Source organism: Actinomadura sp. NPDC049382, from assembly GCF_040677125.1.
GTDB classification, from domain to species: Bacteria; Actinomycetota; Actinomycetes; order Streptosporangiales; family Streptosporangiaceae; genus Spirillospora; species Spirillospora geliboluensis.
Window position 1 is genome coordinate 1 of the sequence record NZ_JBFARO010000062.1, and the last position, 21,358, is coordinate 21,358.

The 21,358-nt window shown below is 71.8% G+C and carries 18 protein-coding genes and 1 tRNA gene; 15 read left to right on the forward strand and 4 right to left on the reverse strand.

Going from position 1 to position 21,358, the window contains the following annotated elements; translation table 11 throughout:
- Positions 1 to 143 precede the first annotated feature (143 nt).
- From AB0K34_RS28925 to AB0K34_RS28950, 6 genes are all read left to right on the forward strand, one after another.
- Positions 144 to 1,151, forward strand: coding sequence for a hypothetical protein (locus AB0K34_RS28925; protein WP_364552091.1), 1,008 nt, complete (start codon positions 144 to 146; stop codon positions 1,149 to 1,151).
- Between the two features lie 333 nt (positions 1,152 to 1,484).
- Positions 1,485 to 6,056: a glutamate synthase large subunit gene (gene gltB, locus AB0K34_RS28930; RefSeq protein WP_138641045.1), complete on the forward strand. Its 4,572-nt coding sequence runs from the start codon at positions 1,485 to 1,487 to the stop codon at positions 6,054 to 6,056.
- Between the two features lie 14 nt (positions 6,057 to 6,070).
- Entirely contained in the window at positions 6,071 to 7,534 is a 1,464-nt protein-coding gene (locus AB0K34_RS28935) for a glutamate synthase subunit beta (RefSeq protein WP_301176971.1), read from the forward strand.
- Between the two features lie 63 nt (positions 7,535 to 7,597).
- The gene (locus tag AB0K34_RS28940) at positions 7,598 to 8,017 is read left to right on the forward strand and encodes a helix-turn-helix transcriptional regulator (protein WP_364552095.1); all 420 of its coding nucleotides are present in this window, start codon (positions 7,598 to 7,600) and stop codon (positions 8,015 to 8,017) included.
- 75 nt (positions 8,018 to 8,092) lie between these two features.
- Entirely contained in the window at positions 8,093 to 8,545 is a 453-nt protein-coding gene (locus AB0K34_RS28945) for a VOC family protein (RefSeq protein ID WP_301176973.1), read from the forward strand.
- Positions 8,546 to 8,637: 92 nt separating this feature from the next.
- Positions 8,638 to 8,892 carry a hypothetical protein gene (locus AB0K34_RS28950; protein WP_364552098.1) on the forward strand — a complete coding sequence of 85 codons (255 nt, stop codon included), beginning with the start codon at positions 8,638 to 8,640 and terminating at the stop codon, positions 8,890 to 8,892.
- A 10-nt stretch (positions 8,893 to 8,902) separates the two neighbouring features.
- Here the strand turns inward: AB0K34_RS28950 and AB0K34_RS28955 are convergent, their stop codons facing one another.
- Positions 8,903 to 10,330 (reverse strand): pyridoxal-dependent decarboxylase, encoded by a 1,428-nt coding sequence (locus tag AB0K34_RS28955; RefSeq protein ID WP_364552101.1) that lies wholly within the window; start codon positions 10,328 to 10,330, stop codon positions 8,903 to 8,905.
- Between the two features lie 279 nt (positions 10,331 to 10,609).
- Between AB0K34_RS28955 and AB0K34_RS28960 the strand changes: the two genes are divergently transcribed.
- Positions 10,610 to 11,470 carry a hypothetical protein gene (locus AB0K34_RS28960; RefSeq protein WP_364552104.1) on the forward strand — a complete coding sequence of 287 codons (861 nt, stop codon included), beginning with the start codon at positions 10,610 to 10,612 and terminating at the stop codon, positions 11,468 to 11,470.
- A 1-nt stretch (position 11,471) separates the two neighbouring features.
- Here AB0K34_RS28960 and AB0K34_RS28965 read toward each other — a convergent pair whose 3' ends face one another.
- Positions 11,472 to 12,191 carry a helix-turn-helix transcriptional regulator gene (locus AB0K34_RS28965; RefSeq protein ID WP_364552107.1) on the reverse strand — a complete coding sequence of 240 codons (720 nt, stop codon included), beginning with the start codon at positions 12,189 to 12,191 and terminating at the stop codon, positions 11,472 to 11,474.
- Positions 12,192 to 12,256: 65 nt separating this feature from the next.
- On the opposite strand from AB0K34_RS28965, the gene AB0K34_RS28970 reads away from it, so the two are divergent.
- Complete coding sequence (locus AB0K34_RS28970) at positions 12,257 to 12,811, forward strand: type 1 glutamine amidotransferase domain-containing protein (protein ID WP_138638860.1); 555 nt, start codon at positions 12,257 to 12,259, stop codon at positions 12,809 to 12,811.
- 110 nt (positions 12,812 to 12,921) lie between these two features.
- Positions 12,922 to 14,352, forward strand: coding sequence for a pyruvate kinase (gene pyk / locus AB0K34_RS28975; protein ID WP_138638859.1), 1,431 nt, complete (start codon positions 12,922 to 12,924; stop codon positions 14,350 to 14,352).
- A 168-nt stretch (positions 14,353 to 14,520) separates the two neighbouring features.
- Here the strand turns inward: pyk and AB0K34_RS28980 are convergent.
- Positions 14,521 to 14,593, reverse strand: a tRNA-Leu gene (locus AB0K34_RS28980).
- A 95-nt stretch (positions 14,594 to 14,688) separates the two neighbouring features.
- Between AB0K34_RS28980 and AB0K34_RS28985 the strand changes: the two genes are divergently transcribed.
- The 6 genes from AB0K34_RS28985 (at position 14,689) to AB0K34_RS29010 (ending at position 20,555) form a co-directional block, all read left to right on the forward strand.
- Positions 14,689 to 15,297 (forward strand): response regulator, encoded by a 609-nt coding sequence (locus AB0K34_RS28985; RefSeq protein ID WP_274704640.1) that lies wholly within the window; start codon positions 14,689 to 14,691, stop codon positions 15,295 to 15,297.
- Positions 15,298 to 15,582: 285 nt separating this feature from the next.
- On the forward strand, positions 15,583 to 16,752 hold the full coding sequence (locus tag AB0K34_RS28990) for a branched-chain amino acid ABC transporter substrate-binding protein (protein ID WP_205719440.1): 1,170 nt from the start codon (positions 15,583 to 15,585) through the stop codon (positions 16,750 to 16,752).
- A 93-nt stretch (positions 16,753 to 16,845) separates the two neighbouring features.
- Positions 16,846 to 17,811, forward strand: coding sequence for a branched-chain amino acid ABC transporter permease (locus AB0K34_RS28995; RefSeq protein WP_138638858.1), 966 nt, complete (start codon positions 16,846 to 16,848; stop codon positions 17,809 to 17,811).
- Entirely contained in the window at positions 17,808 to 18,962 is a 1,155-nt protein-coding gene (locus AB0K34_RS29000; protein WP_138638857.1) for a branched-chain amino acid ABC transporter permease, read from the forward strand. The genes AB0K34_RS28995 and AB0K34_RS29000 overlap by 4 nt, the downstream gene beginning before the upstream one ends.
- A gap of 47 nt (positions 18,963 to 19,009) precedes the next feature.
- Entirely contained in the window at positions 19,010 to 19,750 is a 741-nt protein-coding gene (locus AB0K34_RS29005) for an ABC transporter ATP-binding protein (RefSeq protein WP_364552131.1), read from the forward strand.
- On the forward strand, positions 19,740 to 20,555 hold the full coding sequence (locus AB0K34_RS29010; RefSeq protein WP_364552110.1) for an ABC transporter ATP-binding protein: 816 nt from the start codon (positions 19,740 to 19,742) through the stop codon (positions 20,553 to 20,555). The genes AB0K34_RS29005 and AB0K34_RS29010 overlap by 11 nt, the downstream gene beginning before the upstream one ends.
- 67 nt (positions 20,556 to 20,622) lie before the next feature.
- Here AB0K34_RS29010 and AB0K34_RS29015 read toward each other — a convergent pair whose 3' ends face one another.
- Positions 20,623 to 21,192 (reverse strand): DUF4352 domain-containing protein, encoded by a 570-nt coding sequence (locus AB0K34_RS29015; protein ID WP_364552112.1) that lies wholly within the window; start codon positions 21,190 to 21,192, stop codon positions 20,623 to 20,625.
- Between the last annotated feature and the right edge of the window lie 166 nt (positions 21,193 to 21,358).

Genomic DNA, 21,358 nt, shown 5'->3' on the forward strand with positions numbered 1-21,358 from the left:
TCGGCCGGGAAGATCGAGACGACGCTGATCACCGAGGTGTTCCAGCAGGTCGGGACCGCGACCGGCCAGCAGGTCCAGGTGCAGGACATCCGGGCCCGCGCCGGGAGCGCCCCGTCCCGCCTCCCGCGCCGCCCTACGACGACGTGCCGCCGCCCTATGCCGAGGCTCCGTACGAGCCGGCCCCCTACGCCGAGCCCGCCTATGACGAGCGGTACGACGAGCGGTACGAGGAGCCGTACGGCGAGCCGTACGAGGCCGTCCCGCCTCCCCGTCCCGGCGGGCGCGGGCCGAAGCGGCCCGGCAAGGCGAAGCGGCAGGGCCGGCCCGGCCGGTCCGAGCAGCCCAAACGGCCGAAACGGCCCGCCCAGGCGGGTGAGCCGGCGGCGCCCGGCGGGCTCGCGGGCCGCGTCGCCGCGCTCGGCCCGAAGCTGTACTTCGGCGCGGCCGCCGCGCTCGGCGTGCTCGTGCTGATCGGGCTCGCCGCCGTCGTGGTGTTCCGCGACGGGAACGGTCCCGCGGCGGGCAGCGCGGCGAACGCCAAGATCGGGAAGCCGGCGGGGAACGGACCGTCCCCGACCTCCTACTCCAGCTCGCCCTCGACGTCGGCGTACGGCGGGATCGCCGCCCGCGGGTCCGACCCCGAGCCGCTGACGGCGGCGGAGGCGTTCCCGGCGGACGCGGCGACGCTGGCCGTCCCCGACGGCGAGGTCAAGGTGAAGCTGCGCGCGAAGCGGCTCGACGCCGACTGCGCCGCCGCCGTGTGGGGCGGCAGCGTGGGCGCCGAGCTGGGCAAGGGCGGCTGCACCCAGGCGGCGCGGGGCATCTACTCCGACCCGAAGCGCGGCTACGGGCTGGCCGTCACGGTGTTCAACCTGAACAGCTCGGCGGACGCGGACCGGTTCGTCGCCCGGCTGGAGCACACGATCGGCGCCGGCTTCGTCCGGCCGCTGGAGGCCCCCGAGCCGCTGGACGACTTCGGCCGCGGCTTCGGCATGGCGCGGGGCCTCGCCATGGGCCACTTCGCCGTGGTCTCGTGGGCGGAGCGGCTGGACGGCAAGGGCACCGAGACCGACGAGACGCTGCTGTCGCTGCTGATCGAGGGCGGCAAGTCCCCGGCGGTGCTCGGCCGCGCCGCCCGCGCGTCCGAATGAGCCGCGTCCGGGTGACCCGCCCCGAGTGCGTCCGAGTGGCCGCGGACGACGGAAAATTTCGGTAGATCACCCGAATTTCGGGGTAAACGTCCCGACCCGGTGATGATGCTCACGCAGGTCAGCGCAATGCCCGCCCCGAACCCGCCACTAGCCTTGGTCTAAACCACTCCGAGATGGCATGCGCTCGGATCGCCGCGGGTAAGTTTCGCGATCCGGTGCAGTCGGGCATGTTCCCGACAGTGATGTAATGTCATCTCACCGCAGCAGGGCCAACGTCGTCCCACGACTGCACTGACACCGAAGCAGTGACACGAGACGACGACGGGAGGGTTGATGGCCGCAGCTGCCTTCACACCTGCTGCCCGCGTACAGGGCCGCCCCGATGCCCAGGGGCTGTACGACCCGGCGAACGAGCACGACGCCTGCGGCGTCGGCATGGTCGCCGACATGCACGGCCGCAAGAGCCACGAGATCGTCGAGAACGCCCTGACCGTGCTGAAGAACCTCGACCACCGCGGCGCGGTGGGCGCGGAGCCGGACGACGGCGACGGCGTCGGCATCCTCGTCCAGCTCCCGGACGCGTTCTTCCGCGAGGTCTGCGGCTTCCCGCTGCCCGACGCCGGCGCGTACGCGGCCGGGATCGCCTTCCTCCCGGCGGACGCCGCCGAGCGCGCGGCGGCGGTCGCCCACATCGAGACGCTGTGCGTCGAGGAGGGCCTGACGGTTCTCGGCTGGCGCGAGCTGCCGCACGACCCCGACTTCACCGGCCCGGCCGCGCGGCGCGTCATGCCGCACTTCGCCCAGCTGTTCATCGCCCCCGCCGCCGGCGGCCCGCACGCGGGCAAGACCGGCCTGGAGCTGGACCGCGCGGTGTTCTGCATGCGCGAGCGCGCCGAGCAGGACGTCCGGGTGTACTTCCCGAGCCTGTCCAGCCGCACGATCGTCTACAAGGGGATGCTGACGACCCCGCAGCTGGAGCCGTTCTTCCCCGACCTGTCGGACCGCCGCTTCACCAGCGCGATCGCCCTGGTGCACTCGCGGTTCTCGACCAACACGTTCCCCGCCTGGGAGCTGGCCCACCCGTACCGGTTCATCGCCCACAACGGCGAGATCAACACGGTGAAGGGCAACCGGAACTGGATGCGGGCCCGCGAGGCGCTGCTGAAGTCGGACCTGCTGCCCGGCGACCTGTCCCGGATCTTCCCGGTGATCGACATCGAGGCGTCCGACACCGCCTCGTTCGACGAGTGCCTGGAGCTGCTGCACCTCGGCGGCCGGTCGCTGCCCCACGCGGTGCTGATGATGATCCCGGAGGCGTGGGAGAACCACACCGAGATGGACCCGGCCCGCCGGGCCTTCTACGAGTTCCACTCCACGCTGATGGAGGCGTGGGACGGCCCCGCCAGCGTCAGCTTCACCGACGGGACCGTGGTCGGCGCCGTCCTGGACCGCAACGGGCTGCGCCCCGGCCGGTACTGGGTGACCGACGACGGCCTGGTCGTGCTGGCCAGCGAGGCCGGCGTGCTCGACATCCCGGCGAGCAAGGTCGTCCGCAAGGGCCGGCTCCAGCCCGGCAAGATCTTCCTCGTGGACACCGCCGCCGGGCGGATCGTCGAGGACGACGAGGTCAAGGCCGAGCTGGCCGCCGAGCACCCGTACGGCGAGTGGCTGCACGAGGGCCTCGTCCGCTTCGAGGAGCTGCCGCAGCGCGAGCGGGAGATCCCGACGCACGAGACGCTGGTCAGGCGGCAGCAGACGTTCGGCTACACCCTCGAAGAGCAGCGGATCATCCTGACGCCGATGGCGAAGACGGGCGCCGAGCCGATCGGGTCGATGGGCACCGACACCCCGATCGCGGTGCTCTCGGAGCGGCCGCGGCTGCTGTTCGACTACTTCAAGCAGCTGTTCGCGCAGGTCACGAACCCGCCGCTGGACGCGATCCGCGAGGAGCTCGTCACCTCGCTGCAGTCCACGCTCGGCCCGGAGGGCAACCTCCTGGAGCCCGGCCCGGACTCGTGCCGCCGGCTCGTCCTGCCCACCCCCATCCTGGACAACGACGAGCTGTCCAAGATCATCCACATCGACGACGAGGGCTCGCTGCCGCACCTGCAGGCCCACGTCGTGCAGGGCCTGTACGAGGTCGCCGGCGGGGGAGAGGCCCTGGAGGCGCGCCTGGAGGAGATCAACTCCGAGGTGAGCCGGGCCATCGCCGCCGGCGCCCGCATCATCGTGCTGTCGGACCGCGGCGCCGACTCCGCCCGCGCCGCGATCCCGTCGCTGCTGCTCACCGGCTCGGTCCACCACCACCTCATCCGGGAGAAGACCCGCACCCGGACCGGCCTGGTGATCGAGACGGGCGAGGCCCGCGAGTGCCACCACATGGCGCTGCTCATCGGGTACGGCGCGTCCGCGATCAACCCGTACCTGGCGATCGAGACCGTCGAGGACCTGGTCCGCGGCGGGGCGATCGAGGGCCTGGACCCGGCGAAGGCCGTCCGGAACCTCGTGAAGGCGTACGGCAAGGGCGTCCTGAAGGTCATGTCGAAGATGGGCGTGTCCACGGTCGCGTCCTACACCGGCGCGCAGATCTTCGAGGCGATCGGCCTCGGCGAGGACGTCGTGGCGCGCTGCTTCACCGGCACCACGTCCCGGCTCGGCGGCGTCGGGTTCGACGTGCTGGCCCGGGAGGTCGCGCAGCGGCACGCCCGCGCCTACCCGCCGGGCGGCAACGACCTCGCGCACCGCACCCTGGAGGTCGGCGGCGAGTACCAGTGGCGCCGCGAGGGCGAGCCGCACCTGTTCAACCCGGACACGGTGTTCAAGCTCCAGCACGCCACCCGCACCCGCCGCTACGAGATCTTCAAGGAGTACACCTCCACGGTCGACGCGCAGGCCGAGAAGCTGATGACGCTGCGCGGGCTGTTCAAGCTCAAGGAGGGCGAGCGGGAGCCGGTGCCGATCGAGGAGGTCGAGCCGGTCTCGGAGATCGTCAAGCGGTTCTCCACCGGCGCGATGTCGTACGGGTCCATCTCCGCGGAGGCGCACGAGACCCTCGCGATCGCGATGAACCGGCTCGGCGGCAAGTCCAACACCGGCGAGGGCGGCGAGGACCCGGCGCGCTTCACCCCGGACGAGAACGGCGACCTGCGGCGCAGCGCCATCAAGCAGGTCGCGTCCGGCCGGTTCGGCGTGACCTCGGAGTACCTCACCAACTCCGACGACATCCAGATCAAGATGGCGCAGGGCGCCAAGCCCGGCGAGGGCGGCCAGCTGCCCGGCCACAAGGTCTACCCGTGGATCGCCAAGACCCGGCACTCCACGCCCGGCGTCGGCCTCATCTCGCCGCCGCCGCACCACGACATCTACTCGATCGAGGACCTGGCGCAGCTCATCCACGACCTGAAGAACGCCAACCCGGCGGCGCGCGTGCACGTCAAGCTCGTCGCCGAGGTCGGGGTCGGCACGGTCGCGGCCGGGGTGTCCAAGGCGCACGCCGACGTGGTGCTGATCTCCGGGCACGACGGCGGCACCGGCGCGTCCCCGCTGACGTCGCTGAAGCACGCCGGCGCCCCCTGGGAGCTGGGCCTCGCCGAGACGCAGCAGACGCTGCTGCTCAACGGCCTGCGCGACCGCATCGTCGTGCAGACCGACGGGCAGATGAAGACCGGCCGGGACGTCGTCGTCGCCGCCCTCCTCGGCGCCGAGGAGTACGGCTTCGCGACGGCGCCGCTGGTGGTGTCGGGCTGCGTCATGATGCGGGTCTGCCACCTGGACACCTGCCCCGTCGGCGTCGCCACCCAGAACCCGGTGCTGCGGCAGCGGTTCTCCGGCAAGCCCGAGTTCGTGGTGAACTTCTTCGAGTTCGTCGCCGAGGAGGTCCGCGAGTACCTGGCGGCCCTCGGGTTCCGCTCGCTGGACGAGGCGATCGGGCACGTCGAGATGATCGACATGCGCGAGGCCGTCGACCACTGGAAGGCGTCCGGCCTGGACCTCGCCCCGATCCTGCACGCCCCCGAGGTCGCGGACGGCGCGTCGCTGCGCCGCACCGCCGTGCAGGACCACGGGCTGGAGAAGGCGCTCGACAACACGCTGATCCAGCTCGCCGAGGGCGCGCTCTCGTTCGGCGACCCGGTCAAGCTGGAACTGCCGATCCGCAACGTCAACCGGACGGTCGGCACGATGCTCGGCCACGAGCTGACCAAGAAGTGGGGCGGCGCGGGCCTGCCCGACGGCACGATCGACGTCACCTTCACCGGGTCGGCGGGCAACTCGTTCGGCGCGTTCGTGCCCCGCGGCATCACGCTGCGGCTCGTCGGCGACGCCAACGACTACGTCGGCAAGGGCCTGTCCGGCGGGCGGCTCACGCTGGCGCCCCCGGCGGACGCCGGGTTCGCGGCCGAGGAGCAGATCATCGGCGGCAACGTCATCCTGTACGGCGCGACGTCCGGCGAGCTGTTCGCCCGCGGCGTCGTCGGGGAGCGGTTCTGCGTCCGCAACTCCGGCGCCACCGCCGTCGTCGAGGGCGTCGGCGACCACGCCTGCGAGTACATGACCGGCGGCCGCGCGGTGATCCTCGGCCGGACCGGGCGCAACCTCGCGGCCGGCATGTCCGGCGGCATCGCCTACGTCCTGGACCTGGTGCCCGAGCGGGTCAACGGCGAGATGGTCGACCTGGAACCGCTCGACGCCGGCGACGCGGAGTTCGTCCGGACGCTGGTCGAGCGGCACCTGGCGGAGACCGGCTCGGCCGTCGCCCGCCGGCTGCTGGACGGCTGGGACGCGGCCGCCGCCCGCTTCACCAAGATCATGCCGCGCGACTACCGGCGCGTCCTGGACGCCATGGCCAAGGCCGAGGCCGAGGGCCGCGACGTCGACGAGGCCGTCATGTCCGCGGCGCAGAGCTGAGAGGGGGACTCCACATGGCTGACCCGAAGGGTTTCCTGACCGTCCGGCGGGAGCTCCCGAAGCGCCGCCCGGTCGACGTGCGGATCAAGAGCTGGTCGGAGGTCTACGAGGACTTCGGCACCGACCGGCTGGAGAAGCAGGCGAGCCGCTGCATGGACTGCGGCATCCCGTTCTGCCACCAGGGCTGCCCCCTCGGCAACCTGATCCCCGAGTGGAACGACCTCGTCTACCGCAAGGACTGGCGGGAGGCGATCGAGCGGCTGCACGCCACCAACAACTTCCCCGAGTTCACCGGGCGGCTGTGCCCCGCCCCGTGCGAGAGCGCCTGCGTCCTCGGCATCAACCAGGACCCGGTGACGATCAAGCGGGTCGAGGTCGAGATCATCGACCGGGCGTTCGCGGAGGGCTGGGTGCGCCCGCAGCCGCCCGCCGTGAAGACGGGCAAGACGGTGGCGGTCGTCGGCTCCGGGCCCGCGGGCCTCGCCGCCGCGCAGCAGCTCACCCGCGCCGGCCACGACGTCACGGTGTACGAGCGCGCCGACCGCGTCGGCGGCCTGCTGCGCTACGGCATCCCCGAGTTCAAGATGGAGAAGCGGCACCTCGACCGGCGCCTCGCCCAGATGCGCGCCGAGGGCACCGCCTTCAAGACCTCGGTGAACGTGGGCGTCGACGTCACCGCCGACGAGCTGCGCGAGCGCTACGACGCGGTCGTCCTCGCGGGCGGCGCCACCGCGTGGCGCGACCTGCCCGTCCCCGGACGCGACCTCAAGGGCGTCTACCAGGCGATGGAGTACCTGCCGCCGTCCAACAAGGCGCAGGAGGGCGACTACGACGAGTCGCCGATCTCCGCGAAGGGCAAGCACGTCGTGGTCATCGGCGGCGGCGACACCGGCGCCGACTGCATCGGCACCGCGATCCGGCAGGGCGCCGCGTCCGTCACCCAGCTGGAGATCATGCCGCGGCCCCCGGAGTCCCGCCCGGACTCCCAGCCGTGGCCGACGTACCCGATGCTGTTCAAGGTGGAGAGCGCCCACGAGGAGCTGGCCGACCTGGGCGGCGACCGCGTGTACGCCGTCTCCACCACCGAGTTCGCCGGCGACGCCGACGGCAACGTCCGCGCGCTGCGGCTGGTCGAGGTCGGCGGCCCCGAGACCCGGTTCGCGCCGGTCGAGGGCACCGAGCGGGAGATCCCCGCGGAGCTGGTCACGCTCGCCATGGGCTTCCTCGGCCCGCAGCGCGAGGGCCTGCTGGAGCAGCTCGGCGTCGAGCTCGACCAGCGCGGCAACGTGGTCCGCGACGGCGACTACAAGACGTCCGTGGACGGCGTGTACGCCGCGGGCGACATGGGCCGCGGCCAGTCCCTGATCGTCTGGGCGATCGCCGAGGGACGCGCCGCCGCGCACGGCGTCGACGCCTACCTCACCGGCCGGACCGACCTGCCGTACCCGATCCCGCCGACGGCGCGCCCGATCGCCTGAGCGCACCGCACCGAAGGCCCTGGAGGGACGTCCCTCCAGGGCCTTCGTGCGAGCATGGGGAGCATGCGGAACACGGCCCCCGTGCTGGACACCGGCGTGCTGCGGCGGATGCGGATCGCCCGGGACGCCATGGACCGCGAATGGGCCGAGCCCCTCGACGTCGCCGCCGTCGCCGCCCGCGCCGGCTACTCCCGCTACCACTTCGTCCGGCTGTTCAGCGAGGTCTACGGCGAGACCCCCGGCGCCTACCTCGCCCGCCGCCGCATCGAACGCGCCCAGGACCTGCTGCGCACCGCCAACCTGACCGTCACCGAGATCTGCATGCTCGTCGGCTTCACGAGCCTCGGCACGTTCTGCACCCGCTTCAAGCAGCAGACCGGCATGACGCCGACCGAGTTCCGCCGCCGCGCCCGCACCGGCGGGGCCGCCGCCATCCCCGGCTGCTACGTGCTGCTCTGGGCGGGCGGCTTCCGCGGCCGCTGAGCAACTTTCGAGAAGGCCGCCCGCCTCCCGGCCCCCTAGCGTGAACACCCGGAACCCGCCCACCAGGGAGGCAACATGATCACGAAGCTGGGACTGGCCACCGTCTGGGTCCTCGACCAGGACTCCGCCCTCGCGTTCTTCACCGGCAAGCTCGGCCTGGAGGTCCGCGACGACCTGACCCTCGGCGAGGGCGGGATGCGCTGGGTCACCGTCGGCGCCGAGGGGCAGCCCGACCTCAGCCTCGCCCTCATGGTCCCCGGACCGCCCACCATGGACCCCGACTCCGCCGCGCAGATGAAGGCGCTCATCGCCAAGGGCGTCCTCGGCGCCGGCGCGTTCAACACCGACGACTGCGAGGCCGAGTACGAGCGGCTGTCCGCCCGGGGCGTCGAGTTCGTCCACAAGCCGGAGAAGCGCCCGTACGGCATCGAGGCCGTCTTCCGCGACGACTCCGGCTGCTGGTACAGCCTCACCCAGCCCTTCGACGAACTCGACGAGACCGCCTCCTGGAACGACTGCGCGACCTGAGAAAGCGGAGCTCTCGTCCGAGGGTCCCGCTACCATTCGGACGCCCCCAAGATCGTCCCGTGCGGGATCCCGGTACCGGACTGAGAGCCCCCGTGAGTCGGGAACTGCTCCAGCGGGAGGGCAACTGGCTGCTGGACGCCGGCCGCATCGCCGAGGCGGTCTTCGGGTCGAAGGGGGACGGCTGGGCGGTGCGCTTCCTCGTCTCCTGGACCGACGAGACGGGCGCGGAGCGGCAGGACCACGTCCGCGTCACCGGAGACCCGCCCTGCGCCGACCTGGAGATCGCGCACCGGTCCCTGGAGGCGCTGCTCGGCTCCCGGCTGACCGTCTCCTCCGAGATGGTCTGAGGCACGGCGGTCACGCCTCGATGGTGGGGCCGAGTTCGCGGAGAACGTGCACCAGTTGCTCCACGTCGGCCTTCGTCGTGCGCCAGTTGAGCGGTGCGGGGCGGAACACCGTCATGCCCCGGTAGGTGCTCGTCCCCGCGTAGACGCGGCCGTCGGCGAGCAGGGCCTCGCCCAGGCGCGCGTTCAGCGCGTCGAGCCGCTCCTCGGGGACGCCCTCCGGGCGGTACCGGAAGCACGCGATGCACAGCTGGACGGGCGCCAGCAGCTCCAGGTCGGGCGCCGCCTCGACGAGGGCGCCGAGGTGCGCGGCCACGTCGAGGTGGCGCTCCACCATCTCCCGGTAGCCGTCCCGGCCGTAGGCGCGCAGCGTCGCCCAGATCGGCAGCGCCCGCGCCCGCCGCGACGACTCCGGGCCCAGCATGTTGTAGTTGACGCGCTCCCCGTCGGCGTCCGGCAGGTACGCCGCGCCCCACGCGCCGAACGCGCGGCTCAGCCCGGCGGGGTCCCGGACGAACGAGAACCCGCTCTCGTACGGGACGTTCAGCCACTTGTGCCCGTCCGCCGTCACCGAGTCGGCCCGCTCCACCCCGCGGGCGAGGTGCGCGGTACGCGGGCTCAGCGCCGCGAACAGCCCGAACGCCCCGTCCACGTGGAGCCAGGCGCCGTGCCGCTCGGCCAGGTCCGCGAGGTCCGCGATCGGGTCGGAGTCGCCGGTGTTGACCTCGCCGAGGTTCGCCACGACCACGGCGCGCCCGCCGACCCGGGCCAGGGCCTCGTCCATCGCGGCGAGGTCGACGCGCCCGGCGTCGTCGCGCGCGAACGTGCGCAGCGTGTCCCGGCCGCAGCCGAGGATCTGCAGCGCCTTCCGGGTGCTGACGTGCACCAGCCCGCTGCTGAACACCGGCATGGCCGGCAGCCCGGACAGGCCCCGCGACGCGACGTCCACGCCGTACCGCTCCGCCCACCAGGACCGCGCGCTCGCCAGGCCCGTCACGTGCGCGAGCGTCGCGCTCGGCGTCAGCACGCCCCCGTACGAGGCGGGCAGCCCGAACAGCTCCTTCAGCCAGCGCAGCACGACCGTCTCCGCCCGCGCCGCCAGCGGCGACGTGAGCCACAGCCCGGCCGCCTGGTCCAGCAGGGACGCGGTCCAGTCGCCCGCCATCGCCGCCGGCGTCGACCCGCCCACCACGAAGTGGAAGAACCGCGGCCCGGACGAGTGCGTCGCCGCCGCCGTCCCGATCCGGACGAGCCGCTCCACCGCCGCCACCGCGCCGTCCCCGGCGGCGGGCAGCGGACCGTCCAGCTCGTCGAGCAGCGCGTCCTTCGAGCCGTCGTGGACGGGACGCTCCCGCAGGCCGTCCAGATACGACCCCGCCTCCCGCGCCACCACCGCGAGCGGCTCACCGGCCCTGTCACGTTCGTCTAGGGGATCACTCATGACGCATAGCAGACCACAGTCGCGGTTCCGGTGAAAACGGTCGTGACCTCGGCCCCCCTTGTGGTCTTGGGACCGGTCGGCTAGCGTCCCGCCAGGGTTCACGCGGCGCCGGGACCGCACACTCCCGGCGCGCCGCGCGGGCCGCGCGCTCCCGCACCCCGCAACGCGGGACTCAGGGGCTCGGCCACCCACCGCTGGGGTGGCCGGGCCCACCGCGACCCGCCCGGACGTCCGTTTCCGACAAGACCGGCCGGAACCGGCCTCCCTAGGGTGGGGGCCATGAGAGTCCCGCACGCCGACGCCCTGGCCCGCGCCGAACGGTTCATGCTGCTCAACGGCCGTCTCATCGACCGCCACCGGTTCACGCTCCACTTCCGCGGCGGCCCCGCCGCCCCCGTCGTCGCCGCGCTCCGGGCCTACGAGAACCCCGACGGCGGCTACGGCCACGCCCTCGAACCCGACCTGCGCGGGGCGGGCAGCCAGCCCGTCCCCGCCCAGCACGCCCTCCAGTTCCTGCACGAGGCCGGCGCCGACCGCGACCCCGCCGTCGACCGCGTGGCCGGCTACCTCGCCTCCATCACCCGGGACGGCGGGGGAGTGCCGTTCGCGCTGCCGACCGTCCGCGACGCCCCGCATGGCCCCTGGTGGCAGACGCCCGACGACCCGCCCGCGAGCATCAACCCCACCGCGACGCTCGCCGGGATGCTCCACCGGGCCGGATCAGCCCACCCCTGGCTCGCCCAGGCCACCGCCTTCTGCTGGCGCCACCTGGAGGACTTCGACACCGAACCCGGGCCCTACGACGTCCTCGCGATCCTGATGTTCCTCGACCACGTCCCCGACCGCGACCGCGCCGAGGCCGCGTTCACCCGCGTCCGGGACGCCCTGGCCGCCGCCGCGCACAGCGACCACCAGGACGTCCTCGACTTCGCCCCGGCCCCCGGCGGCCACGGGCGCCGCCTCTATGCCGACGACGTCATCGATGCCCGGCTGGACGCCCTCATCGACGACCAGGCCGACGACGGCGGCTGGGACATCGCCTTCCCCAGCTGGACGCCCGTCACCCGGCCCGAATGGCGCGGCTTCGTCACCGTCGAGCGGCTCCTGACGCTCCGCGCCTACGGCCGGCTCAAGCCCTGACTCACAGCAGGTTCCCGACGGGCTCGCCCGCCAGGTCCCGCACCTCGTGCGCGAAATGGGCCTGGTCGGCGTAGCCCGCCGTGTACGCCACGTCCGCCAGCGCCCCGCCGGCCCGCGCCAGCCGCAGCGCCCGCTGGAACCGCAGCACCCGCTGCAGCGTCTTCGGCCCGTACCCGAACGCCGCCAGCGAACGGCGCCGCAGCTGGCGCTCGCCGATGCCGAGGCCGTCCGCCACGTCCCGCACCCGGCCGCGGGCCACCCCCGCCACCACCGCCGGGACGAGCGGGTCGGGCGGCCCCAGCCTCTCCCGCACCGCCGTGACGAGCGCCGCCCGCCGGTCGCCCGCCGCCGCGACGTCCGCGGCCAGCCGGTCGGCCTCCGCGCCCCACAGCTCCCGCAGCGGGACCCGCGCGTCCCGGACCGCGTCCGCCGGGACGCCCAGTACCGGCGGCGCCGTCCCCGGCCGGAACCGCACCGCCACCACCGCCGCGCCCGGGCGCATCGCCGCGGGGAGCGGCCCGGTGTCCGGGCCCGCCACGAGGATCCCGGCCTCCGACCACATGAGGTCGACGCACCCGTCCGGCACCACGCGCTGGACGAACGGCTCCGCGTCCGGCGGCAGCGCCGACGTCCACGCGCAGGCCAGCCCCGGCACCGGGTACTCGCGGTAGTCCGGCCGGGCGGAGCTCGCCGGCGGGGGCCGGGGGACGGTGTGACCCATTCCTCCTGCATACCACCCGCTCCTTCGGGCAGGGGCCAGAGAAACCCGCCATTTCAGGAGAAACCATGTCGAACGATCTTCAGGGCAGCACCGTCGCCTTCCTCTGCGCCCCCGAGGGCACCGAGCAGGTCGAGCTGACCGAGCCCTGGACGGCCGTGGAGCAGGCCGGGGGCACCCCGCGCCTGGTCTCCACCCAGTCCGGCCGCCTCCAGGCGTTCAACCACCTGGACAAGGGCGACACCTTCCCCGTCGACACCACGGTCGACGTGTCCGACCACACCGAGTTCGACGCGCTCGTCCTGCCGGGCGGCGTCGCCAACCCCGACTTCCTGCGCACCGACCCCAAGGCCGTCGCGTTCGCCAAGTCCTTCTTCGACGCCGGCAAGCCCGTCGCCGTCATCTGCCACGGGCCGTGGACCCTCGTGGAGGCGGACGTCGTGCGCGGCCGCACCATGACGTCCTGGCCCAGTCTCCAGACCGATCTGCGCAACGCGGGTGCCGACTGGGTGGACGAGGAGGTACAGATCTGCGAGGACGGGCCCAACACCCTCGTCAGCAGCCGCAAGCCCGACGATCTCAAGGCGTTCTGCCAGGCGGCCGTCGAGGCGTTCAAGCGCTGACCGGGGCCACATGTGGTCTAGACCTCTGACCTAGACCAATCGGTGAACCGCGGGCGACCATATCCTGCACGAATATCCGTACCGACAAGTAACTAAGTACGGTTGTGCACGTGACCCGTCGAGCGAAGATTGTCAGCACCATCGGTCCCGCCTGCTCCAGCACCGAGCAGATCAACGCCCTCGTCGAGGCCGGTATCGACGTCGCGCGCCTCAACATGAGCCACGGCGACCACGCCGTCCACGAGGAGGTCTTCCACCGGATCAGGGCGGCCGCCGACGCCACCGGCCGCGGCGTCGGCATCCTGGCGGACCTGCAGGGCCCCAAGATCCGCATCGGCCGCTTCCCCGACGGGCCGGTACGGCTCACGCTCGGCGACGAGTTCACCATCACCACCGACGACGTCCCCGGCACCCGCCGCGAGGTGTCCACCACCTACCAGGGCCTGCCGGGCGACGTCAGCCCCGGCGACACCGTCCTCATCGACGACGGCCGCGTCGCCCTCAAGGTCGTCGACGTCGACGGCACGCGCGTCCGCACCACCGTCACCGTCGGCGGCATGGTCTCCGACAACAAGGGCCTCAACCTGCCCGGCGTCCCGGTCAGCGTCCCCGCCCTCACCGAGAAGGACGAGACCGACCTGCGCTGGGCCCTGCGCCTCGGCGTCGACCTCGTCGCCCTGTCCTTCGTGCGGACCCCCGCCGACGCCGACATCTGCTACCAGATCATGGAGGAGGAGGGCGTCCGCGTCCCCCTCATCGGCAAGATCGAGAAGCCGCAGGCCGTCGAGCGCCTGCCCGAGATCGTCGCCGCCTTCGACGGCATCATGGTCGCCCGCGGCGACCTCGGCGTCGAGCTCCCGCTCGAACAGGTCCCGATCGTGCAGAAGCGCGCCATCGAGCTGTGCCGCGAGAAGGCCCGCCCGGTCATCGTCGCCACCCAGATGCTCGAATCGATGATCTCCGCGCCGCGTCCCACCCGCGCCGAGACCTCCGACGTCGCCAACGCGGTCTTCGAGGGCGCCGACGCCGTCATGCTGTCCGGCGAGACCAGCGTCGGCCAGTACCCCATCGAGTCCGTCCTGACGATGAGCCGCATCGTGCAGACCGCCGAGCAGGCCGTCCTGCACGCCACCCACACCCTGGAGCGCATGCCCGAGACCGTCGGCGGCGCCATCGCCCGCGCCGCCGCCGAGGTCGGCGCCATCGTCGGTGCCGAGGCCCTCGCCGCGTTCACGATGTCCGGCGAGACGGCCCGCCGCCTGTCGCGCTACCGCTCCCCGATCCCGCTGCTGGCCTTCACCTCGGTCCCCGCCGTCCGCGGCCGCCTCGCGCACGTCTGGGGCGTCGAGACCTTCATCGTCCCGCAGGTCGACCACACCGACGCGATGTTCGGCCAGGTGGAGCAGGCCCTCCTCGAACTCGGCCGCTGCCAGAAGGGCGACAAGGTCGTCGTCGTCGCCGGCTCACCGCCCGGCACGCCGGGCTCCACCAACGCCCTCCGCGTCCACACCCTGGGCGACGCCATCGCCGTCCAGCACTGAGCCATCCGCCCCGCCGGGCACCGCGCGACCCGCACCCCGCGCGGTGCCCGGCCCCTTGCATCACCACCCGATCTCATTTCCACGACGCTCCGGCCAACCGGACGGCCGAGACGCGGCTCCGGCGGGACGAAAAAACCGCCGTCCGGTCGGACGGCGGTTCGTCAGCGGTGCCCCGAGTGGGATTCGAACCCACACTTGATGTGGTTTGAGCACATTGCCTCTGCCATTGGGCTATCGGGGCATTTATCCGGATAATCCGGACAGCTAGGCGGCGTAGGGAACGGGGCGCGTCGGGGAACCCTCGCGGGGACCAGGGTAGCGGGTTTCGGTAGGCTCGTGCGCGTGGAGAGCGCTCGGCGAGTTGTGATCGCGGAAGATGAGGCCCTGATCCGGCTGGACCTCAAGGAGATGCTTCAGGAGGACGGCTACGAGGTCGTCGGGGAGGCGGGGGACGGCGAGGCCGCCGTGCGGCTGGCCGGGGAGCTCAAGCCCGACCTCGTGATCCTGGACGTGAAGATGCCGGTGCTGGACGGGATCTCGGCGGCCGAGCGGATCTCCGCGGACCGGATCGCGCCGGTGGTGATCCTCACCGCGTTCTCCCAGCGCGAACTCGTCCAGCGGGCGACCGACGCCGGGGCGATGGCCTACCTCGTCAAGCCGTTCTCCAAGACCGACCTCGCGCCGGCGATCGAGATGGCGGTGAGCCGCTACACCGAGCTGCGGGCGCTGGAGGCCGAGGTCGCGGGGCTGCAGGAGCGGCTGGAGACGCGCAAGGTGGTCGACCGCGCGAAGGGGCTGCTGCAGCAGGCGCACGGGTGGTCCGAGCCGGAGGCCTTCCGCTGGATCCAGAAGACCTCGATGGACCGCCGGCTCACGATGCGGGCCGTCGCGGAGGCCGTCGTCGCGGGCGCGTCCGGCGAGAGGGACGAGTCCGCCGCCGAGTGACCCCGCGTCACCGCCGATCGGCGCGTTGTCAAGGTCCAACCACGGGCCGTGGACTGCCCCATGGTCGTTACTCTCCGTAATCGTCCCAGGCAATTGCGGGTATCGGATGGGCACAGGGGAGTAACGAACAAGTAACCCTTCGATCCGGGGGTCCTGTTTCGGGGTGGCTCGACGGTGTACGACATAGCTGGTCCCTGACTGACCGTTTTCCTTTCCCTAGGTTCGGCGTCGGGACATGACTCGTACCCGATCCCCTCCCGGATCCGGATGGAAAGGTTGGGCACCTTGCGGCGCAACAAGATGAGGATCACCGGCGCGGTGGCGGTGAGCGCGGCGCTCGCGCTCAGCGCCGTGGCCTGCAGTGACGACGGCGACTCCGGTGGCAGCGGCAACGAGGTCACGATCGGGTTCATGGGCGACCTGACCGGTGAGAACTCGGGCCTGGTGATCCCGCCCAAGCAGGGCGCGCAGCTGGCCATCGAGCAGTACAACGCCACGAACCCCAAGGTCAAGATCAAGCTCAAGACCTATGACAGCCAGGGCAAGCCGGAGCAGGCGACCTCGCTGGCGCTGGCCGCGGTCAAGAACGACAAGATCGCCGGCCTGATCGGCCCGGCGTTCTCCGGCGAGTCGCAGAGCGTCGGCCCGATCCTGGAGGAGGCCAAGATCCCGAGCGTGTCGCCGTCGGCGACGAACATCACGCTCGCGGAGAAGGGCTGGAAGTTCTGGCACCGCGTGGTGGCCGACGACGCGGCGCAGAGCACCGGCGTCGCCGACTTCGTGATGAACTCCGGCGCCAAGAAGGTCTTCCTGGTGTCGGACAACCAGGACTACGGCAAGGGCCTCGCGGACGCCATCGAGAAGGCCGTGAAGGCCAAGGGCGCCCAGACCCAGAACGACGCGGTCGACGACAAGGGCACCGACTACTCCTCGACGGTCAACAAGATCAACGAGTTCAAGCCCGACTTCGTGTACTTCGGCGGCTACTACGCGGTCGCGGGCCGGCTGTTCAAGCAACTGCGCGAGGGCGGCTACACCGGCAAGATGATGTCGGGCGACGGCTCGCTCGCCACCGGCCTGATCGAGGGCACCGGGCAGAAGAACGCCCAGGGCACGCTGATCAGCTGCGGCTGCCTCATCGACCCGACCGGCAAGACCAACCCGAAGGCCAAGAAGTTCGCCGACGACTACAAGGCGAAGTTCGGCTCGGAGGTCGCGATCTACTCGACCGAGGGCTTCGACGCCGCGACGGCGCTCATCGAGGCGGTCAAGGGCGGCAAGACCAAGCCCGAGGAGATCAACGACTTCCTCAAGAGCGTGGACGTCCCCGGCGTCGGCAAGCAGATCAAGTTCGCGGAGAACGGCGAGCTCGCGACCCAGGACATCTACGTCTACGAGGTGAAGGACAACCAGCTGCCGCTGCTCGGCAAGAGCAACGAAGCGAAGGTCTCCTAGGCGTCACCAGCGCCCCTGACGAGACCCCCTGATGGCGCGGGAGCGGGAGCGCTACAGCGCTCCCGCTCCTTCTCTGATTAAGGCGACCCCAAGGTGCTCGACGACTTCATCAATCAATTCTGGCCGTCGACCATCGACGGTCTGGCGCTCGGCGCGATCTACGCGCTGCTGGCGCTGGGCTACACGATGGTCTACGGCGTGCTGAGGCTGATCAACTTCGCGCATGCCGACATCTTCATGGTCGGTACCTTCGCCGCCCTGTGGACGGTGCGCTCGCTCGGTGTCGGCACCGTGGGCGGTTTCGCGCTCATCGGCGTCGTCGCGCTGACCGCGGTGGTGGCCGGCGCGGTCACGGCCGGCAGCGCAATGCTCCTGGAGGTGACGGCGTACCGGCCGCTCCGAAAAAGGGGCGCGTCCCGGCTGGCCGCGCTGATCTCGGCCATCGGGGCGTCGATCTTCATCCAGCAGCTGTTCGCGACGGTCGTCGTGCACCGGGTGTTCGGAACCTCGAAGGAGGGCGGCCGGCTGCCCGTCGACGAGCACTTCAAGCAGCTGACGAACGTGGTCGACTTCGGCCCCATCCAGATCAGCAACGACAAGCTGATCATCTTCGTCGGCGCGGTGCTGATGATGGTGGCGCTCGACCAGTTCGTGAACCGGACGAAGCTCGGCCGCGGCATCCGCTCGACGGCGCAGGACCCGGAGACGGCCGTGCTGATGGGCGTCAACATCGACCGCGTCGTGTCGGTGACGTTCGTGGTCGGCGGCGTCATGGCGGGCGTCGCGGCGGCGCTGTACTTCCTGCGCTTCGAGCAGACGAACTACTTCGTCGGGTTCCTGCTCGGCATCAAGGCGTTCACGGCGGCGGTCCTCGGCGGGATCGGCAACATCCGCGGCGCGCTCGCGGGCGGGTTCGTCCTCGGGCTGCTCGAGATGTACGGTTCGAGCCTGTTCGGTTCGCAGTGGCGGGACGTGGTCGCGTTCACCGTGCTGATCCTGGTCCTGATGTTCCGTCCCACCGGCATCCTCGGTGAGTCTCTCCAGCAGGCGCGCGCATGAACCTTTCGAAGACGAAGAACGGCAAGGCGGGCCGGCGCGGTTCCGGCCTCTCCCTCGATCCGCTGCGGGACTGGTGGGCGGGCGCCCCCGGCTGGCAGCGCTGGGCGGTCTACGTCCTGCTCATCGTCGGCGCGGTCTTCCTGCCGAGCGAGGCGATCGGCAGCTTCATGGCGCCGAGCGGCGCGAGCTGGCCGTCGATGCTCAGCGACCAGATCGCCATCTACGTGCTGCTGGCGCTGGGCCTGAACGTCGTGGTCGGCATGGCCGGCCTCCTGGACCTCGGCTACGTCGCGTTCTACGCGGTCGGCGGCTACACCATCGCGATCTTCGCGGTGCGGTACCACTGGAGCTTCTGGGAGACGCTGGTCCTGGCGATCCTGTTCTCGGCGCTGGCGGGGGTGATCCTGGGCGCTCCGACGCTGCGGCTGCGGGGCGACTACCTGGCGATCGTCACGCTCGGCTTCGGTGAGATCGTCAAGCGGACGGCGAACAACAGCTCGTTCGTGAACGGCCCGCGCGGTGTGCAGGGCATCCCGCACCCGCCGTCGCTGTCGGAGTTCGAGATCCTCGGCGTGCAGCCGCTGAAGTACGGGCTGCTGGACACGCGGCCGTACTACTACCTGCTGCTCGCGTTCATCGTGATCGCGATCATCTTCGTCCGGCGGCTGGACGCCTCGCGCGTCGGCCGGGCCTGGGCGTCGATCCGCGAGGACGAGGACGCGGCGGAGCTGATGGGCGTCCCGACGTTCAAGTTCAAGCTGGCGGCGTTCGCGATCGGCGCGGCCATCGGCGGCAGCGGCGGCGTCGTGTTCGCCGCGAAGCAGACGTCGATCCTCCCGGCGAACTTCGAGTTCATCGTGTCGGCGCTGATCCTGGCGGCGGTCGTGCTGGGCGGCTCGGGGAACATCCCGGGCGCGATCCTGGGCGCGTTCGTGGTGGCGTGGCTGCCCGAGCGGTTCCGGTTCCTGGACGAGTACCGCATGCTGATCTTCGGCGGCGCGCTGGTGCTGATGATGATCTTCCGTCCGGAGGGGCTGTGGCCGTCGCGGCGGCGCAAGGCCGAACTGGCGGAGGGCACCGGCGGCATGGGCAGCATGGGCGCCGAGGTCGCCGGGCCGGGTCAGTCCGAGGCCGCGGAGGTGGGCAAGTGAGCGGGACGGACGAGCGCAGGCCGGTCCTGGAGCTGCGCGATGTCGTGATGCGGTTCGGCGGCGTCGTGGCGCTGAACAAGGTGGAGATCACCATCCGCGAGGGGGAGATCTTCGCGCTGATCGGCCCGAACGGCGCGGGCAAGACGACGGTGTTCAACGTGACCACCGGCGTCTACCGGCCGTCGGAGGGCTCGGTGGTGTTCGACGGCAAGCGCATCGACGGCAAGAAGCGCTACATCGTGACGAAGATGGGCGTCGCCCGGACGTTCCAGAACGTGCGGCTGTTCCACAACATGACCGCGCTGGAGAACGTCCTGGTGGGCACGGACGCCCACCACCGGACGGGGCTCGCCGGCGCGGCGCTGGGGCTGCCGTGGTTCCACCGCGAGGAGCGGCAGGGCCGCGAGCGGGCCCGCGAGCTGCTGGAGCTGGTGGGCATCCCGCACCGGGCCGAGGAGGCCGCGAAGAACCTGCCGTACGGCGACCAGCGCCGGCTGGAGATCGCGCGGGCGCTGGGCACGAACCCGAAGCTGCTGCTGCTGGACGAGCCGGCGGCGGGCATGAACCCGGCGGAGAAGGTGGCGCTGCAGGACCTGATCCGCAAGATCCGCGACACCGGGGTCACCGTTATGCTCATCGAGCACGACATGAGCCTGGTGATGGGGATCAGCGACCGGGTCGCGGTGCTGGACTTCGGGCAGAAGATCGCCGACGGCCTCCCGGCCGAGGTGCAGAACGACCCGCGGGTGATCGAGGCGTATCTGGGGGCTCCGGCCGATGCTTCTTGAGATCGAGGACATCCACGTCCACTACGGAAAGATCGCCGCGCTCAAGGGCATCTCGGTGTCCGTGGACGAGGGCGAGATCGTGACGCTGATCGGCGCCAACGGCGCCGGGAAGACGACCACGCTGAAGACGATCTCCGGGCTGCGGAGCCTGACGTCGGGCGCGATCCGCTTCGACGGCCAGGACATCAGCCGGATGGCCGGGCACAAGCGGGTGTCGGTCGGCATCGGGCAGGCGCCGGAGGGGCGCGGGATCTTCCCCGGGATGACCGTGGAGGAGAACCTCCTGATGGGCGCCTACGCCCGCCGGGACAGCGCGTCGAAGGAGCTGGCCGAGGCGTACGAGCTGTTCCCGCGGCTCGCCGAGCGCAAGTCGCAGGCGGGCGGCACGATGTCCGGCGGCGAGCAGCAGATGCTCGCGATCGGGCGGGCGCTGATGGCCAAGCCGAAGGTGCTGCTGCTGGACGAGCCGTCCATGGGCCTCGCGCCGATGCTGGTGCAGCAGATCTTCTCGATCATCGAGGAGATCAACCGGCGCGGCACGACGGTGCTGCTGGTGGAGCAGAACGCCCAGCAGGCGCTGCAGATCGCGAGCCGCGCGTACGTCCTGGAGACGGGCCGGGTCGTGAAGTCGGCGCCGGCGGCCGATCTGCTGGACGACCCGCAGGTCCGCGCCGCCTACCTCGGCGCCGGCGAGTCGGTCACGGCGGACCCCGCCGTGAAGCCGGACGCCGCCGCCGAGCCGGACGCCGCTCCGGCGGACGCGGCGAAGGCCGAGCCCGCCGAGAACGGCGAGGAGTCGAGCTAGCGGGCATCCGACGCTGTGTGCGCCCGCCAGGCCCGGACGAGACCGGGCCTGGCGGGCGCCGCCGCGTTCAGGGGAGCGCGATCTCGGCGGGGGACGGGTCGCTCACCGCGCCGACCGGCGGGGAGCCGTAGAGGCGGATGGCCTTCGTCTTGGCGCCGCGCGGGATGTCGAACCAGAGGTCGAACTCGACGCGCATGGCCGCCCCGACCGATAGCCGCTCCGGCTGCCGTTTGATCATGGTGGCGTTGACGTCGGGGGAGTACGTCCTGCCGTCGGCGGTGACGAGCCGCTGCTTCCAGGTGTCGAAGACCTGGATGTCGCGGCCGGTGTTGACGGCGAGGACGCGGACGCGCGTGAAGGCGCCCTTGGCGTCCATCGCGGCGTGGGTTCCCATGACGTCGGTCATGGCGCCGCTGAAGCCGATCACGGTGAAGCTCATGTCGGCGCTGCGGGCGGTCTTGCCGGCGGGCACGGACTCGCCCTCCCGCGCGGTCTCGGCGGGGATCTTGTAGGTGGGGAGGGAGTCGCCGTCTCCGGAGCCGGAGCAGCCGGTGGGCGCGAGGGCCGCGGTGAGCGCGAGCGCCCCGGTGAGGGCGGCGACGGCGGCCGGTCGGGTGCGCGTGCGGTGGTGGCGCATGGTCCGGAACGTACGACCGGCCGGGGACGGGAATGAACCGGTGATCCCGTTTCGCAACGCAACCGCAACCGGTCACGAACCCACGCCGGTGTCGTCCGGCAGGGAAGCGTCCGGCGGGGACCCGGACATGCGTTGACCCGGGGTCACCTTTGGGGCCGTACGAACC

Coding starts and splice junctions, on each gene's coding strand:
- gltB (WP_138641045.1), top strand. CDS start 1,485: ATGGCCGCAGCTGCCTTCACACCTGCTGCCCGCGTACAGGGCCGCCCC.
- AB0K34_RS28935 (WP_301176971.1), top strand. CDS start 6,071: ATGGCTGACCCGAAGGGTTTCCTGACCGTCCGGCGGGAGCTCCCGAAG.
- AB0K34_RS28940 (WP_364552095.1), top strand. CDS start 7,598: ATGCGGAACACGGCCCCCGTGCTGGACACCGGCGTGCTGCGGCGGATG.
- AB0K34_RS28945 (WP_301176973.1), top strand. CDS start 8,093: ATGATCACGAAGCTGGGACTGGCCACCGTCTGGGTCCTCGACCAGGAC.
- AB0K34_RS28955 (WP_364552101.1), bottom strand. CDS start 10,330: ATGAGTGATCCCCTAGACGAACGTGACAGGGCCGGTGAGCCGCTCGCG.
- AB0K34_RS28960 (WP_364552104.1), top strand. CDS start 10,610: ATGAGAGTCCCGCACGCCGACGCCCTGGCCCGCGCCGAACGGTTCATG.
- AB0K34_RS28965 (WP_364552107.1), bottom strand. CDS start 12,191: ATGGGTCACACCGTCCCCCGGCCCCCGCCGGCGAGCTCCGCCCGGCCG.
- AB0K34_RS28970 (WP_138638860.1), top strand. CDS start 12,257: ATGTCGAACGATCTTCAGGGCAGCACCGTCGCCTTCCTCTGCGCCCCC.
- AB0K34_RS29000 (WP_138638857.1), top strand. CDS start 17,808: ATGAACCTTTCGAAGACGAAGAACGGCAAGGCGGGCCGGCGCGGTTCC.
- AB0K34_RS29005 (WP_364552131.1), top strand. CDS start 19,010: ATGCGGTTCGGCGGCGTCGTGGCGCTGAACAAGGTGGAGATCACCATC.
- AB0K34_RS29010 (WP_364552110.1), top strand. CDS start 19,740: ATGCTTCTTGAGATCGAGGACATCCACGTCCACTACGGAAAGATCGCC.
- AB0K34_RS29015 (WP_364552112.1), bottom strand. CDS start 21,192: ATGCGCCACCACCGCACGCGCACCCGACCGGCCGCCGTCGCCGCCCTC.